This is a genomic window from Streptomyces sp. PKA51 (genome assembly GCF_057552455.1).
Genome location: NZ_BAAJPZ010000007.1, coordinates 187,522 through 201,311, shown reverse-complemented (window position 1 = coordinate 201,311; position 13,790 = coordinate 187,522). Strand labels below are relative to the sequence as shown.

The following is a 13,790-nucleotide window of genomic DNA, read 5'->3' as shown; positions in this document are numbered from 1 at the left end:
GGGCAACGGCTCAGGCCGTGCGGGACGCCCGTACGGCCGCGGTCAGCCAGTCGACGGCCGGGCCCATGTCCGGGGCGGGCCAGCCGTTGATGACGGAGATCAGGCGCCAGTAGTGCTCGTAGCGGGAGTCCCGGGCGACGTCGAGGCGCTGCAGCAGCCAGGCGCGGAACTCCGGCCCGTCGCTGCGGCCGCTGAGCTCAGCGCACTGGCGCACGAGCTCGTCGGCGACCGGGCGGGCCGCGTCCGACTCCGGTGCGATGCCGGCGGCGCGGGCATCGGCGGTCCGCTGCCGGATCAGCTCGGCGAGCCGCTCGGCCTCGGCGGGTGCGGGCCGCTCGACGTCCTTGAGGGCCTCGATCTGGTCGATGGCGGCCTTGCGCATGCCGGCGCGGAAGTCGTCGTCCTGGACGAGTTCGGCCAGTTCGACCCAGGCGTCGAGCTGGGCCTGCGTGGGGTCGTCCGGCAGGTCGGGCATGGCGCCGCGCAGCGTGGCGAGGAAGCCGGGGTCGACGTCGAGGCCCTGGAAGGCGCTGTCGATGAAGGTGGTGACCAGGTGGCGGCGTTCCCGGTCGGACAGGGTGGCGAGCTTGTGCATGAGTTCCATCTCCTCCGGTGTGGACCCGCGTCCGGCCACCGCGCGCAGGACGGCCCGGTGCAGCCGCAGCGTGCGGATCTGCGTCTCCAGGGCCTCGGCGTGCACCGCGGCGACCTCGGCGACGGTGATCTCGCGCTCCAGCACGCGCCGGATGGTGGCGAGGCCGACGCCGAGGTCGCGCAGTGTCCGCACGAGGCCGAGGCGGGCCAGGGCGTCCTGCCCGTAGCGGCGGTAGCCGGCGGGCGTACGGTCGGCCGGCGGCACCACGCCCGCATCGGACCAGAACCGGATGGTCTTGACCGTCAGGCCGGTCATCCGGGCCAGTTCGCCGATGGAGTACCGGGGGTCCCGGGGGGTGTCGTCGTCCATGTCCGCCACCTTGGGGTCTCCCGTCGCTGGAGGGTCAAGCCGCAGCGGCGAGGGTGCGGCGGGCCGGTTGGGCCGTTGGGCTGAATATGGCACCCGGGCGTTCGGCCGCCTGTGGGTTGCCGGGACCGCGGGTGGCAACCCACAGGACCATACGTCCGGGACCAGCAGGCCGACCGGGCAGGGAGCGGTGTGGTGAAGAGAGTCGTGCAGGTGGTGACGTTCGCCGGGACCTGTGGCCTGGCGCTGTTCGGCACCACGGACGCACAGGCGCAGACCGCTCCGGGCGGATCCCTGCTGGCCGCCGTGGTGGGCGCGGACCTCGGCACCGTGACGGGCATGGTGTCCGGGGTGGTCTGCGACAACCGTCTGGCCGATTTCCATTACAAGTCGCCGGTGTCCAGGTCGCCGCACCCTTGCATCAACGGTCCCGTCGACAGCGGAAACAGCAGCAACAGCAACAACTTCCTCAACCACGGCAACCCGGTGGACAGCGGCAACATCGAGACCGCGGCGGGCTCCACCAACAGCCTCAACAGCGCCCACGGCTCGGAGTCCAACAGCGAGAACGACATCGCGAGGCTGCGCTAGCCGTGCCCGGTGGACTTATGTGGCGGGATGGTGCGTCGGCTGCGGGCCGTCGGTGGCCGATCGCGCAGTTCCCCGCGCCCCTTACGGGGCACTGCACCAGTCACGGCGCCCCATAGGGGCGCGGGGCAGTGCCCGATATGCGGCTGCCGCCGCGTGGGCGCGACAAGCCACGACGCGCCCGCAGACGGGGCGCCGTGCCGCGCCCAAGCGGCGGCGGCCGCAGGCCGTCACAGGTACAGGTCCGCGGCCTTTCCCAGGTTCTGCTGGTCGTTGGAGCTGCCCGCGGCCGCCCCCGTACCGGTGGAACCGGAGTTCACGGAACCGGCGTTGTTCGTGGGGCTTCCGCTGCTGCTGGGGTTCCCGTTGATCCGGACGTTCTGCGCGTTACTGGAGTTGCCACTGTTGACAGGGCCGTTGACGCACGTCCGGGCCCGCCCCTCGCAGACGAATCCGGCGTGGAAACCGATGAACGTGTCACCGTCGGCACCCAGCGGCCCGCCGCCGCCCCGGGCCGCGGCGGGCGTCGCCCCGGCCCCGAGTCCGGCCCCGGCCAGCAGCAGGCCGAGAACCGCCGTGCCTGCCGTCTTCATGCGACTGGTTGTCTTCACTGTGCGGTCCTGTCCCTCGCGGTCGGCACATGCTGCAGACCTCCCTACCGGGAGCGCCCGTACCGGCCAAGCCCGCAGGACGCCCGGCCTGCCACGTTCACCCTCTCCGACCACGGTATTCACCGTGACGGCCCTTCCCCGCGCGCGGCCCGGCCCCTGCCGCCCCACCGAAAGCCCCGCCGAAATCCCGTCGCCGGGCGGCGGAAGGCGCGCCTACGGTGACCCCGTGACGACTCGGGTGATCGTGATCAACGGTGGTTCCAGCTCCGGCAAGTCCGGCATCGTCCGCTGCCTGCAGGCCCTGCTGCCCGAACCGTGGCTGGCCTTCGGCATCGACGCGCTGATCGAGGCCATGCCGGCGTCCCTGCAGGAGGTGGACGGCGGGCTCGGCCTCGGCCCCGACGGCGAGGTCACCGTCGGGCCGCGCTTCCGTGCGCTGGAGTCGGCCTGGCTCGCGGGCGTGGCCGCAACGGCCCGCGCGGGCGCGCACGTCGTCCTCGACGAGGTCTTCCTGGACGGCGCGGCGTCGCAGCGGCGCCTGCAGGACGCCCTCGCGGGGCTGGAGGTCCTGTGGGTCGGCGTCCGCTGCGACGCCGCCGTGGCGGCGGGCCGCGAGATCGCCCGCGGCGACCGGGTGCGGGGGATGGCCGCCCGCCAGGCGGAGAGCGTCCATGTCGGCGTCACGTACGACGTGGAGGTCGACAGCACCTCCGCCGAGTCGATGGAGTGCGCCCGCCGCATTGCCGCAGCCGTGAAGCGGTAGCTCCGCAGCGGGCGCACCCCCTGCCCCTACCCCTCCGCGATCACCACCGCCGAGGCCACGCCCGCGTCGTGGCTGAGGGAGAGGTGCCAGGAGCGGATGCCGAGGGCCTCGGCGGCGGCCGCCACCGTGCCCGTGACGACGAGGCCGGGGCGGCCGCGGTCGTCGGTGGTGACCTCCGCGTCCGTCCACAGCAGCCCGGGCGGCGCGCCCAGCGCCTTGGCCAGGGCTTCCTTGGCGGCGAAGCGGGCCGCGAGGGAGGCGATGCCGCGCCGTTCGCCGCTCGGCAGGTACCGCTCGCGTTCGACGAAGAGGCGGTCGGCCATGCCGGGCGTGCGCTGCAGGGCCGCGTCGAAGCGCTCGATCTCGGCGACGTCGATGCCGACTCCGACGATCATTCGACCGTCACCGACTTGGCGAGGTTGCGCGGCTGGTCGACCTCGTTGCCGCGGGCCGTGGCCAGTTCGCAGGCGAAGACCTGCAGGGGCACGGTGGCGACGAGGGGCTGCAGGAGCACGGGCGTGGGCGGGATCTCGACGAGGTGGTCGGCGTAGGGGCGTACGGCCTCGTCGCCGCGCTCGGCGATGACGATGGTGCGGGCGCCGCGGGCGCGGATCTCCTGGATGTTGGAGACGATCTTGTCGTGCAGGACGGAGCGTCCGCGCGGCGAGGGGACGATCACGACGACCGGCACGTCCTTCTCGATGAGCGCGATCGGGCCGTGCTTGAGCTCGCCCGCAGCGAAGCCCTCGGCGTGCATGTACGCCAGCTCCTTGAGCTTGAGCGCGCCTTCCAGGGCGACCGGGTGGCCGACGTGCCGGCCGAGGAAGAGGACGGTGTTCTTGTCGGCCAGCGAGCGGGCGAGCTCGCGCACCGGCTCCATGGTCTCCAGGACCTCCTCCACCTCCTGCGCGATCTCGGACAGCTCGCGGATGACGGAGCGGATCTCGTCGCCCCACTTGGTGCCGCGCACCTGTCCCAGGTAGAGCGCCACGAGGTAGCAGGCGACGAGCTGGGTGAGGAACGCCTTGGTGGAGGCGACGGCGACCTCCGGCCCGGCGTGGGTGTACAGGACGGCGTCCGACTCGCGCGGGATCGTCGAGCCGTTGGTGTTGCAGATGGCCAGCACCTTGGCGCCCTGTTCGCGGGCGTGCCGCAGGGCCATCAGGGTGTCCATGGTCTCGCCGGACTGGCTGATGGCGACGACGAGGGTGCGCTGGTCGAGGATCGGGTCGCGGTAGCGGAACTCGCTGGCGAGCTCGGTCTCGCAGGGGATGCGGGTCCAGTGCTCGATGGCGTACTTGGCGATCAGCCCCGCGTGGTAGGCGGTGCCGCAGGCGACGATGACGACCTTGTCGACCTCGCGCAGCACGGAGTCGGGGATGCGGACCTCGTCGAGGGTGAGCGAGCCCGCCGCGTCGATGCGGCCGAGGAGGGTGTCGGCGACGGCACGCGGCTGCTCGGCGATCTCCTTGAGCATGAAGTAGTCGTAGCCGCCCTTCTCGGCGGCGGAGGCGTCCCAGTCGACGTGGTAGGCGCGCACGGCGTCGTCGGCCGGGTTGCCGTGGAAGTCGGTGATGCTCACCCCGTCGCGGCGCAGCTCGACGACCTGGTCCTGGCCGAGTTCGATGGCGTCGCGGGTGTGGGCGATGAAGGCGGAGACGTCGGAGGCGAGGAAGTTCTCCCCGTCGCCGACGCCGACGACGAGGGGGGAGTTGCGCCGGGCGCCGACGACGACCTCGGGGTCGTCGGCGTGCACGGCGACGAGGGTGAAGGCGCCTTCGAGGCGGCGGCAGACCTGGCGCATGGCCTCGGCGAGGTCGCCGCAGGAGGAGAACGCCTCGGAGACCAGGTGGGAGACGACCTCGGTGTCGGTCTCGGACTGCAGGCGGTGGCCGCGGTCGGTGAGCTCGGCGCGCAGGTCGGCGAAGTTCTCGATGATGCCGTTGTGGACGACGGCGACGCGACCGGGGTTGTCGAGGTGGGGGTGGGCGTTGGCGTCGGTGGGTCCGCCGTGGGTGGCCCAGCGGGTGTGGCCGATGCCGGTGGAGCCGGAGGGCAGGGGCCGGTCGGCCAGTTCCTTCTCCAGGTTGGCGAGCTTGCCGGCCTTCTTCGCGGCGGCGAGCCCGCCGTCGGCCAGGACCGCCACGCCGGCCGAGTCGTAGCCGCGGTACTCCAGCCGCCGCAGCCCTGCCAATACGACGTCGAGGGCGCACTGCCCTCCCACATAACCAACGATTCCGCACATGGACTGCAGCGTACGACCCCGGGGTCAACGCCCGCGGTCGATCCGGTCGATGGCGTCCTGCACCATCTCCAGGTACTCCACCTCCTCGCAGCGCGGTTTGCTGCCGAGAACGTAGCGGTCGAGGCAGTCGGAGAGGTCCTGGCCGATGTCCTCGTCCGGCAGTTCGGCGGCGAGGTCGCCGCGCACGCGGTCGGCGAAGGCGGCGCGGGCGGCCGGCGCCCCGGAGCGCCTGCGGCGGGCGGGCAGGAGCCGGAGCGCGCCGCTGCAGGCGCGGCGGACGCGGCGGGCGGCGAGGCGGAGGACGAACAACGCGACCCCTGGTGCGACAGGTGGGGCAGAGGCGGGCGGACGCTATTCCTGACTTGCGGGTAAGTACAGGGCCCGGCCGGAACTTCACTCACGGGCGTCACTTGCTTCCTTAACGTCACGGCGGAAACGGCCACCCGGGCGTGAACCCCGCCCCGCGGACGCGCACAATGGGCCCGTGCCCACCACCACCGAGCAGCCGCAGCAACGACGCCGCGGCGGCGACTCCCCCGCGCAGCAGTCCTCGCCCTTCGTGGACCTGACCAGGGCGCAATGGAGTGCGCTGCGCGAGAACACGCCGCTGCCGCTGACCGCGGCGGAGGTCGAGCGGCTGCGCGGGCTCGGCGACGTAATCGACCTGGACGAGGTCCGCGACATCTACCTGCCGCTGTCGCGGCTGCTGAACCTGTACGTGGGGGCCACGGGCAGCCTGCGCGGCGCCCTGAACACGTTCCTGGGCGAGAAGGGCGCGCAGCGCGGCACGCCGTTCGTCATAGGCGTGGCCGGCAGCGTGGCGGTGGGCAAGTCGACCACGGCCCGGCTGCTGCGGGAGCTGCTGGCCCGCTGGCCCGAGCACCCCCGCGTGGAGCTCGTCACCACGGACGGCTTCCTGCTGCCGAACGCCGAGCTGCACCGGCGCGGGCTGATGTCGCGGAAAGGTTTCCCCGAGTCGTACGACCGCCGCGCCCTGACCCGCTTCGTCGCGGATGTGAAGGCCGGCAAGGACGAGGTGAGCGCGCCGGTCTACTCCCACCTCACGTACGACATCGTCCCCGGCGAGCGGCTGACCGTGCACCGGCCCGACATCCTGATCGTCGAGGGCCTGAACGTGCTGCAGCCCGCCCAGCCCGGCAAGGACGGCCGCACGCGGGTGAGCCTGGGCGACTACTTCGACTTCAGCGTGTACGTCGACGCGCGGGCCGAGGACATCGAGCGGTGGTACTACGAGCGGTTCAAGAAGCTGCGGGCGACGGCCTTCCAGGACCCGAACTCCTACTTCCGCCGGTACACGCAGGTGTCGGAGGAGGAGGCGCTGGACTACGCGCGCCGCAACTGGCGCACCATCAACAAGCCGAACCTGCTGGAGAACGTGGCCCCGACGCGCGGCCGCTCGAATCTGATCCTCCGCAAGGGCGCGGACCACAAGGTGCAGCGCCTGTCGCTCCGGAAGCTGTAGCGCCCCGAAGGGGCGCGGGGCGGTGTCGATCTGCGGCTGCCGCCGCGTGGGCGCGATCGGCCACCGACGCGCCCGCCCTTCATCTGCGGGCGCGTCGTGGCTGATCGCGCAGTTCCCCGCGCCCCTGACGGGGCACTGCACCGCGGCAACGACAACGGCCCCGCACCACGAACACGCGGTACGGGGCCGGTACGCGGCCGGGGCCAAGGGCCTAGCCCAAAGCCGTCCGCACGACCTCGGCCAGGTGCTCGGCCACCTTCGTGGCCTGCTCCTGGTCCGCGGCCTCGACCATGACCCGCACCAGCGGCTCCGTACCCGAGGAGCGCAGCAGGACGCGGCCGGTGCTGCCCAGCTCGCGCTCGGCGGCGTTGACGGCCGCGGCGAGCTCCTCGGAGGTGCCCACGCGGGACTTGTCGACGCCGCGCACGTTGATCAGGACCTGCGGCAGGCGCTCCATGACGCCGGCCAGATCGGCCAGCGAGCGGCCCGTGGCGGCCACGCGCGCGGCCAGCATCAGGCCGGTCAGGGTGCCGTCGCCGGTCGTGGCGTGGTCCAGGACGATGACGTGGCCGGACTGCTCGCCGCCGAGGGCGAAGCCGTTCGCCTTCATCTCCTCCAGGACGTAGCGGTCGCCGACCGCGGTCTGGACGAGCTGGACGCCCTCGCGCTCCATGGCGAGCTTGAAGCCCAGGTTGGACATGACGGTGGCCACGACGGTGTTCTTGCGCAGCGCGTCCGCCTCGCGCATGGCCAGGGCCAGGACGGCGAGGATCTGGTCGCCGTCGATCTCGTTGCCCTGCGCGTCCACGGCCAGGCAGCGGTCGGCGTCGCCGTCGTGGGCGACGCCCAGGTCGGCGCCGTGCTCGACGACGGCGGCGCGCAGCTTGGCCAGGTGGGTGGAGCCGCACTCGTGGTTGATGTTGAGGCCGTCGGGCTCGGTGCCGATGGTGACGACCTCGGCGCCGGCGCGGGCGAAGGCCTCGGGCGAGACGCGGGCGGCGGCGCCGTGGGCGCCGTCGATGACGACCTTCAGGCCGTCGAGGCGGTTGGGCAGGACGCCGATGAGGTGGGCGACGTAGTTGTCGAAGCCCTGGTCGTAGTCGCGCACGCGGCCGACGCCGGCGCCGGTGGGCCGGTCCCAGGGCTCGCCGGAGGCGTGGGCGCGGTAGGTCTGCTCGATGCGGTCCTCGAGCTCGTCGGCCAGCTTGTGGCCGCCGCGGGCGAAGAACTTGATGCCGTTGTCGGGCATCGCGTTGTGGCTGGCGGAGAGCATGACGCCGAGGTCGGCGCCGAGCGCGCCGGTGAGGTAGGCGACGGCCGGCGTGGGCAGCACGCCCACCCGCAGGACGTCGACGCCGGCGCTGGCGAGCCCGGCCACCACGGCGGCCTCCAGGAACTCCCCGGACGCACGCGGATCACGGCCGACCACCGCCACCGGGCGATGGCCCTCGAACGTGCCCGCCTCGGCGAGCACGTGCGCCGCCGCGACCGACAGGCCGAGCGCGAGCTCGGCCGTCAGATCGGCGTTGGCGACACCGCGCACGCCGTCCGTACCGAAGAGTCGTCCCACTGGTGTCCTCCGAAAAACGCGGGAGTGCGGGGCCCGGCACGAGCCCCCTTGCTTGAGCTGTCGAGTCTGTGCGGCTTTGACCCCCCGCGCCGCTTTTCATCCTCGGGCCGTCAATGGCCGAACGCCCCGGCGGCACGGAACGCGTCGCCGGGGCGTTCGAGCAGTGCAGCAGAAGCCGCGATTAGCGCTTGCTGTACTGCGGAGCCTTGCGGGCCTTCTTCAGACCGGCCTTCTTGCGCTCGACCGCACGGTCGTCGCGGCTCAGGAAGCCGGCCTTCTTCAGCGGGCCGCGGTTGTTGTCCACGTCCGCCTCGTTCAGGGCGCGGGCCACGCCCAGGCGCAGGGCGCCGGCCTGGCCGGAAACGCCGCCACCCGAGATGCGGGCGATGACGTCGTAGCGGTCGTCGAGCTCGAGCACCTTGAAGGGCTCGTTGACTTCCTGCTGGTGCACCTTGTTCGGGAAGTAGTCCTCGAGGGTGCGACCGTTGATCTTCCACTGACCGGTGCCCGGAACGATCCGGACGCGGGCGATGGCGTTCTTGCGACGGCCCAGGCCGGCGGCCGGCTGCGGCTCGCCGAAGCGGGACGCGAGGGACTCGGAGGTGTACTCCGACTCGACGACCTCGGTCTCGGTGGTGTACTGCTCGACGTCCTCGATCGGCGTCTCGGCGGTGGTCTCAGCCACTGGTTCTCCTCAGACTTTCTGGTTCGGCGGTGGCCGGGACTAGCCCTGCTTGACCTGGGTGATCTCGAACGGAACGGGCTGCTGGGCGGCGTGCGGGTGCTGGTCGCCCGAGTAGACCTTCAGCTTGGAGAGCATCTGGCGGCCGAGGGAGTTCTTGGGCAGCATGCCCTTGACGGCCTTCTCGACGGCCTTCTCCGGGTTCTTGTCCAGCAGCTCGTCGTAGCGGACGGAGCGCAGACCACCCGGGAAGCCGGAGTGGCGGTAGGCCATCTTCTGGATCTTCTTGTTGCCCGACAGGTGCACCTTGTCGGCGTTGATGATGACGACGAAGTCACCCATGTCCATGTGCGGCGCGTACACGGGCTTGTGCTTGCCGCGGAGCAGCGACGCGGCCGTGGAGGCCAGACGGCCCAGGACGACGTCCTGGGCGTCGATGATGTGCCACTGGCGCTGGACATCGCCGGGCTTGGGGCTGAACGTACGCACGGTCGTAGCCTTCGCTTCGTTAGTGAGTGGGTCCTGACACGGGTCCACCCGGACGATCACACGGTCTCGGCCGCACACGGGGACGCAACCCGCATGCCGGCCCACCGGCGCGCGGCCTGGCGGACAAGCGTAAGGGCCCCTCGCGTGAGAACGACCAAGCCAATACGCATAACGAACTCGTAGAGTACCGGGCGCTCCCCACCGGGGTCAAAACGTCCCGCCGGGCCCGCACAGGCCACCGGCGCGACCGGCGCTGCCGCGGTTCCGGGGCCCCGGTCTACGATGCACGCCATGAGTTTCGGGCAGGCAGGGCCGCACGGGGGCCAGCAGGAGGGCCGGCACGGGGGCCCGGGGGAGACGCAGCCGGTCACGCCGCCGCCGTGGGGGCAACCGCAGCGGCAGACGCCGCCGCAGGTGCCCCCGCCGCCGGCCGCGAGCCACCTCGGCCCCGGCGGCGCCCCCATGCCGCCCGGCGCGCAGCTTCCCGGCTGGCAGCAGCCCGCCGCCCCGGTGGACACCCCCGACTGGTCCGCCCTCGCCGAATCCGGCGCCGCCCGGGACCGGCGGCGCAAGCTGCTGATGATCGGCGGCGGCGTGCTGGCCACGGCGGCCGTCGCCGGGATCGTGGCCGCGGCCGTGGCGCTCTCCGGCAAGGACGACAAGGACCTGCCGCCCGCGCAGAAACTGCCCAGCGCCTCCGCCGGCACCTCGGAGCCGACGTTCTCGCAGAACACGCCCCCGCCGAACCCGCTCGACTTCATATCCAGCGCGGACAAGGACACCGCCCCGCTCAACACCAAGACGATCTTCCCGCACAGCAAGCCGTCCATCGACAAGCGGCAGTACGAGCGCGTGGCCACCCACACCGCCCTGACCTGCTCCGACGCCACGCAGGGCGGCCTGGGCCACGTCCTGGCCCGCAACGACTGCCGGCAGGTGCTGCGCGCCACCTATGTGCGCGACGGCGTCGCGGTCACCGTCGGCGTGGCCGTCTTCGACACCAAGGTCAAGGCCGACCAGGCCAAGGCCGACTTCACCGGCAACGTCACCCCGCTGACCGGCGGCGAGGCGCCGAGCTTCTGCAAGGGCACCGCCTGCCGGCTGACCGCGAATTCCCAGGGCCGCTACGCCTACTTCACCGTCGCCGGCTACACCGACGGCTCCGCGGTGCCGGACAACGACACCAAGGCGCTGCAGGCCGGCCGCGACCTGTCGGGCTACATCTTCCGCCGGATCATGGACCGCGCCAACGCGGCGGCCGCCGGGCAGCCCCAGCCGTCCGGGAAGCCGTCCGAGAAGCCGGCGCAGATCCCCTCGGGGAAGCCCTCGTCGAGCTGAGCGGCGAGCCGGGCGGCTTACTCCGGCGCCTCGCCGGCGCCCGCCTCGCCGCCCTCGTCCGGGGCCTGGACGGGCAGGCGGGAGGGCGGCACCGCCGGCGGCCGCGCCGCCCGGTCCAGCCGCTCGGCCTTGGCCACCAGCGCCGCCACCAGCGCCGGCGGGATCTCCACGGCCGACGGGTCGGACAGGTGCGTGGCGAAGAACATCGACAGCATCGACCCCGTGCGCACCACGGTCACCAGGCTCGGGGCCCGCTCCGCGGCGTTCACCAGGCGGTACGCCACGGCCTCGTCCCCGATCCGCGGCGCCGGCAGCACGGTCACCGAGGAGAAGCGCTGCGGCTGCCCCTCCCCCGTGCGCATGGCGAAGCCGCCCGCGCAGCTGCCCGCCGCCGTCCGCAGCCCCTGCAGCGTGGTGCGGGCGCCGTCCCCCTCGTACGCCGAGACCCGGATCGTGCCGAGCAGGCCCTGGAAGCGGCGGTCGCCGGTCGTCCGGGAGAAGGTCCGCACCACCGAGGCCACGGGGGCCGGCTGCGGCCGGGACCCCAGCGCGACCACCAGCGGCCGGCAGGCACTGCTGTGCGTGGTCGGCGTACCGCTGCCCGCCGCGCCCGCGGAGGCGCGCTCGATCGCGTAGCCCGGCACCTCCCGGGCCCCCAGCTCCACGTGGGCGAGGTGCCCCCGGTCGAGCGCCGCGAGCGCGTGCGGCCCGCCGTCGGCGCGCGGCTCGTCCTTGCCCTCGCCGCCCCGGCCGCCGCCCGCCACGCCGCAGCCGGCCACCAGCGCCAGTACGGCGGCCGCCGTCACGGCCCCGCGCCTCCCAGTACCCACGTAAGTGGCCTCCTCATGAATTCGCGCGGCGTGACCCACGCCACAATGTAGGCTGCGCTGGCGAACGAGAGAGTCCGGACACACCCAGGCCAGGGGGAAGGACGGCCGCGGCGCGCGCGCCGCCGCCCACACCGCCATGAAGATCTCTTTCCTTTTGCAGAACGCCTACGGCATCGGCGGAACCATCCGCTCCACCTTCAACGTGGCCGGCGCCCTCGCCGCCCGTCACGACGTGGAGATCGTCTCCGTCATCAGAAGCGGCGAGAAGCCCCGGCTGGCCCTGCACCCCCGGGTCAGGGTCGTCAACCTCATCGACCAGCGCACCGACAAGGGCATCGACCTCGACGACCCCCTCCTGCGGCAGGACAGCGAGTACGTCCCGCCCGCCGAGGCCAAGGGCGCCCACTTCAGCGCGCTCACCGACCGCCGGGTCGCCGCCCACCTCGCCGCCACCGACGCCGACGTCGTCATCGCCACCCGCCCCGGCCTCGTGATGTACCTCGCCGAGTTCGGCCGCGACCGCCGCTACCTGCGCATCGGCCAGGAACACCGCATCTACGGCACCCACGAGCCGGCCATCCGCGCCTACCAGGACGCCTCCATCCCCCACCTCGACGCGCACACCACCGTCTCCGAGGCCGACGCCGTCACCCACCGCGAAGCCCTGCCCGGCATCGGCACGAGGATCGTCTGCATCCCCAACGGCTGCCCGCCCTCCGAGGTCGAACCCGCCGACCCCGCCACCAAGCTCGTCGTCGCCGCCGGCCGGCTCATCCCCGTCAAGCGCTACGACCTGCTCATCGGTGCCTGGGCCCAGGTCGCCGCCGCCCACCCCGACTGGCGCCTGCGCCTGTACGGCCGCGGCCCCGAGCACGCCAAACTGCGCGCCCGCATCGACAAGCTCGGCCTCGGCGAATCCATCACGCTCATGGGCGCCCACTCCCCCATCGAGACCGAATGGGCCAAGGGCTCCATCGCCGCCGTCACCTCCCGCGAGGAGTCGTTCGGCATGACCATCGTCGAGGCCATGGGCTGCGGCGTCCCCGTCGTCGCCACCGACTGCCCGCACGGCCCCGGCGAGATCATCAGCGACGGGAAGGACGGCCTGCTCGTCCCCGTCGGCGACATCGACGCCATCGCCAAGGGCCTGCTCACCCTGATCGAGGACGACGACCTGCGGCGCACCATGGGCGAGGCCGCACGCCTCTCCGCCCGCCGGTACGCCCCCGAACGCATCGCCGACGCCTACCTCGCGCTCATCGACGACCTCGGCGGCCCCCGCCCGGCGACCGCCCCCGCCGCCGACCCGGCCCCCCGGCTTCCCGTCAAACGGCGCCTGCGCCGCCTCGCCGGACGGCTCCACCGCGCCCTGCGCCCGCGCCCCTCGACGAGCCCGCCCCCGGCGAAGAAGGTGCTCAAGGACGTCGTCGTGCGCAAACCGCTGCGGCCCGTCGCCTCCTGCCGCGTCGACGCCGCCGGCGACATCCGGGTCTTCGTCGACCCCGCGGGCGTCAGCGGCCACACGCTCTCCCTCACCGTCACCCGGCGCAAGGAGGGCAAGCCCCTCAGCGTCCCCCTCGACCCCCCGGCCGACGGCACCGGCCCCTGGACGGCCGTCCTGCGCCGCACGGAGCTGCGGCTGGCCGAAGGCCGCTGGGACCTGCACGTCGTGCGCGCCGAGGACAAGGCCCGCCGCCGCGTCGTGGCCCACCTCCCCGAAGGCCGCCGCCTCCTCGCCCTCGACCCCCTGCCCGGCTCCCCCTTCACCTGGTGGATCCCCTACTCCACCGTCGACGGCTACCTCGCCGTACGCGCCTGGCACCGCGAGGCCCACGCCGAGGCCCGCACGGTCCGGGTGCACGACGACGCGTTCACGGTGGAGGGCACGGTGCACGGCGCCGCCGGGCTCGCGGCCGGGGCGACGGTGCTCGGGCGGCCGCGGGGCGAGGGCGGCACGGAGGTGACGGCGGACGTGGAGGTCCTCGCCCCCACGGAGTTCCGCTTCACGCTCCCCCACGCGTGCCTGACACCCCGCCCGGCCACCTGGGACCTCTTCCTGCGCCCCGCGCCCTCCGCGGACCCGGTCCGCATCGGCCGCCTGACGGGCGACATCGTGGACCGCAACAAGACGGACGTGTACCCGGTGCGGGCGGGCGTCCGCCCGTACTTCACGGTGACGAGCGACCTGGCGGTGACGGCCGAGTAGACCCGGGGGTCCGGGGGCGAAGCC

14 protein-coding genes are annotated in these 13,790 nt (G+C 73.1%); 5 read left to right on the top strand and 9 right to left on the bottom strand.

Going from position 1 to position 13,790, the window contains the following annotated elements; translation table 11 throughout:
* Positions 1–10: 10 nt before the first annotated feature.
* On the bottom strand, positions 11–964 hold the full coding sequence (locus AC27L3_RS14095) for a MerR family transcriptional regulator (protein ID WP_487234345.1): 954 nt from the start codon (positions 962–964) through the stop codon (positions 11–13).
* Positions 965–1,156: 192 nt separating this feature from the next.
* On the opposite strand from AC27L3_RS14095, the gene AC27L3_RS14090 reads away from it, so the two are divergent.
* Complete coding sequence (locus AC27L3_RS14090; RefSeq protein WP_487234344.1) at positions 1,157–1,552, top strand: hypothetical protein; 396 nt, start codon at positions 1,157–1,159, stop codon at positions 1,550–1,552.
* A 227-nt stretch (positions 1,553–1,779) separates the two neighbouring features.
* On the opposite strand, the gene AC27L3_RS14085 is transcribed toward AC27L3_RS14090, so the two are convergent.
* Positions 1,780–2,142 carry a hypothetical protein gene (locus tag AC27L3_RS14085; RefSeq protein ID WP_487234343.1) on the bottom strand — a complete coding sequence of 121 codons (363 nt, stop codon included), beginning with the start codon at positions 2,140–2,142 and terminating at the stop codon, positions 1,780–1,782.
* A 244-nt stretch (positions 2,143–2,386) separates the two neighbouring features.
* Between AC27L3_RS14085 and cpt the strand changes: the two genes are divergently transcribed.
* Entirely contained in the window at positions 2,387–2,923 is a 537-nt protein-coding gene (gene cpt / locus AC27L3_RS14080; protein WP_487234342.1) for a chloramphenicol phosphotransferase CPT, read from the top strand.
* Positions 2,924–2,949: 26 nt separating this feature from the next.
* On the opposite strand, the gene AC27L3_RS14075 is transcribed toward cpt, so the two are convergent.
* The 3 genes from AC27L3_RS14075 to AC27L3_RS14065 are packed head-to-tail and all read right to left on the bottom strand — an operon-like array spanning position 2,950 to position 5,477.
* Positions 2,950–3,318, bottom strand: coding sequence for a holo-ACP synthase (locus tag AC27L3_RS14075; RefSeq protein ID WP_344435165.1), 369 nt, complete (start codon positions 3,316–3,318; stop codon positions 2,950–2,952).
* Positions 3,315–5,168: a glutamine--fructose-6-phosphate transaminase (isomerizing) gene (gene glmS, locus AC27L3_RS14070; protein WP_487234341.1), complete on the bottom strand. Its 1,854-nt coding sequence runs from the start codon at positions 5,166–5,168 to the stop codon at positions 3,315–3,317. Before glmS ends, AC27L3_RS14075 begins: the two co-directional genes overlap by 4 nt.
* 24 nt (positions 5,169–5,192) lie before the next feature.
* On the bottom strand, positions 5,193–5,477 hold the full coding sequence (locus tag AC27L3_RS14065) for a hypothetical protein (RefSeq protein ID WP_487234340.1): 285 nt from the start codon (positions 5,475–5,477) through the stop codon (positions 5,193–5,195).
* Between the two features lie 250 nt (positions 5,478–5,727).
* Between AC27L3_RS14065 and coaA the strand changes: the two genes are divergently transcribed.
* On the top strand, positions 5,728–6,651 hold the full coding sequence (gene coaA / locus AC27L3_RS14060) for a type I pantothenate kinase (RefSeq protein ID WP_487234403.1): 924 nt from the start codon (positions 5,728–5,730) through the stop codon (positions 6,649–6,651).
* 211 nt (positions 6,652–6,862) lie between these two features.
* On the opposite strand, the gene glmM is transcribed toward coaA, so the two are convergent.
* The 3 genes from glmM to rplM form a co-directional block, all read right to left on the bottom strand.
* Positions 6,863–8,221, bottom strand: a complete 1,359-nt coding sequence (gene glmM / locus AC27L3_RS14055; protein ID WP_487234339.1) for a phosphoglucosamine mutase — start codon at positions 8,219–8,221, stop codon at positions 6,863–6,865.
* Between the two features lie 181 nt (positions 8,222–8,402).
* The gene (rpsI, locus tag AC27L3_RS14050; RefSeq protein WP_344435171.1) at positions 8,403–8,906 is read right to left on the bottom strand and encodes a 30S ribosomal protein S9; all 504 of its coding nucleotides are present in this window, start codon (positions 8,904–8,906) and stop codon (positions 8,403–8,405) included.
* Between the two features lie 39 nt (positions 8,907–8,945).
* Positions 8,946–9,392 carry a 50S ribosomal protein L13 gene (gene rplM / locus AC27L3_RS14045; RefSeq protein ID WP_344435172.1) on the bottom strand — a complete coding sequence of 149 codons (447 nt, stop codon included), beginning with the start codon at positions 9,390–9,392 and terminating at the stop codon, positions 8,946–8,948.
* 291 nt (positions 9,393–9,683) lie between these two features.
* On the opposite strand from rplM, the gene AC27L3_RS14040 reads away from it, so the two are divergent.
* Positions 9,684–10,730: a hypothetical protein gene (locus AC27L3_RS14040; protein WP_487234338.1), complete on the top strand. Its 1,047-nt coding sequence runs from the start codon at positions 9,684–9,686 to the stop codon at positions 10,728–10,730.
* 17 nt (positions 10,731–10,747) lie between these two features.
* On the opposite strand, the gene AC27L3_RS14035 is transcribed toward AC27L3_RS14040, so the two are convergent.
* Positions 10,748–11,560, bottom strand: coding sequence for a hypothetical protein (locus AC27L3_RS14035; RefSeq protein ID WP_487234337.1), 813 nt, complete (start codon positions 11,558–11,560; stop codon positions 10,748–10,750).
* 136 nt (positions 11,561–11,696) lie between these two features.
* Here AC27L3_RS14035 and AC27L3_RS14030 point away from each other — a divergent pair, with 136 nt between their 5' ends.
* A complete protein-coding gene (locus tag AC27L3_RS14030; protein WP_487234336.1) occupies positions 11,697–13,766 on the top strand; it encodes a glycosyltransferase family 4 protein in 2,070 nt (689 codons plus the stop codon).
* Positions 13,767–13,790: the final 24 nt, after the last annotated feature.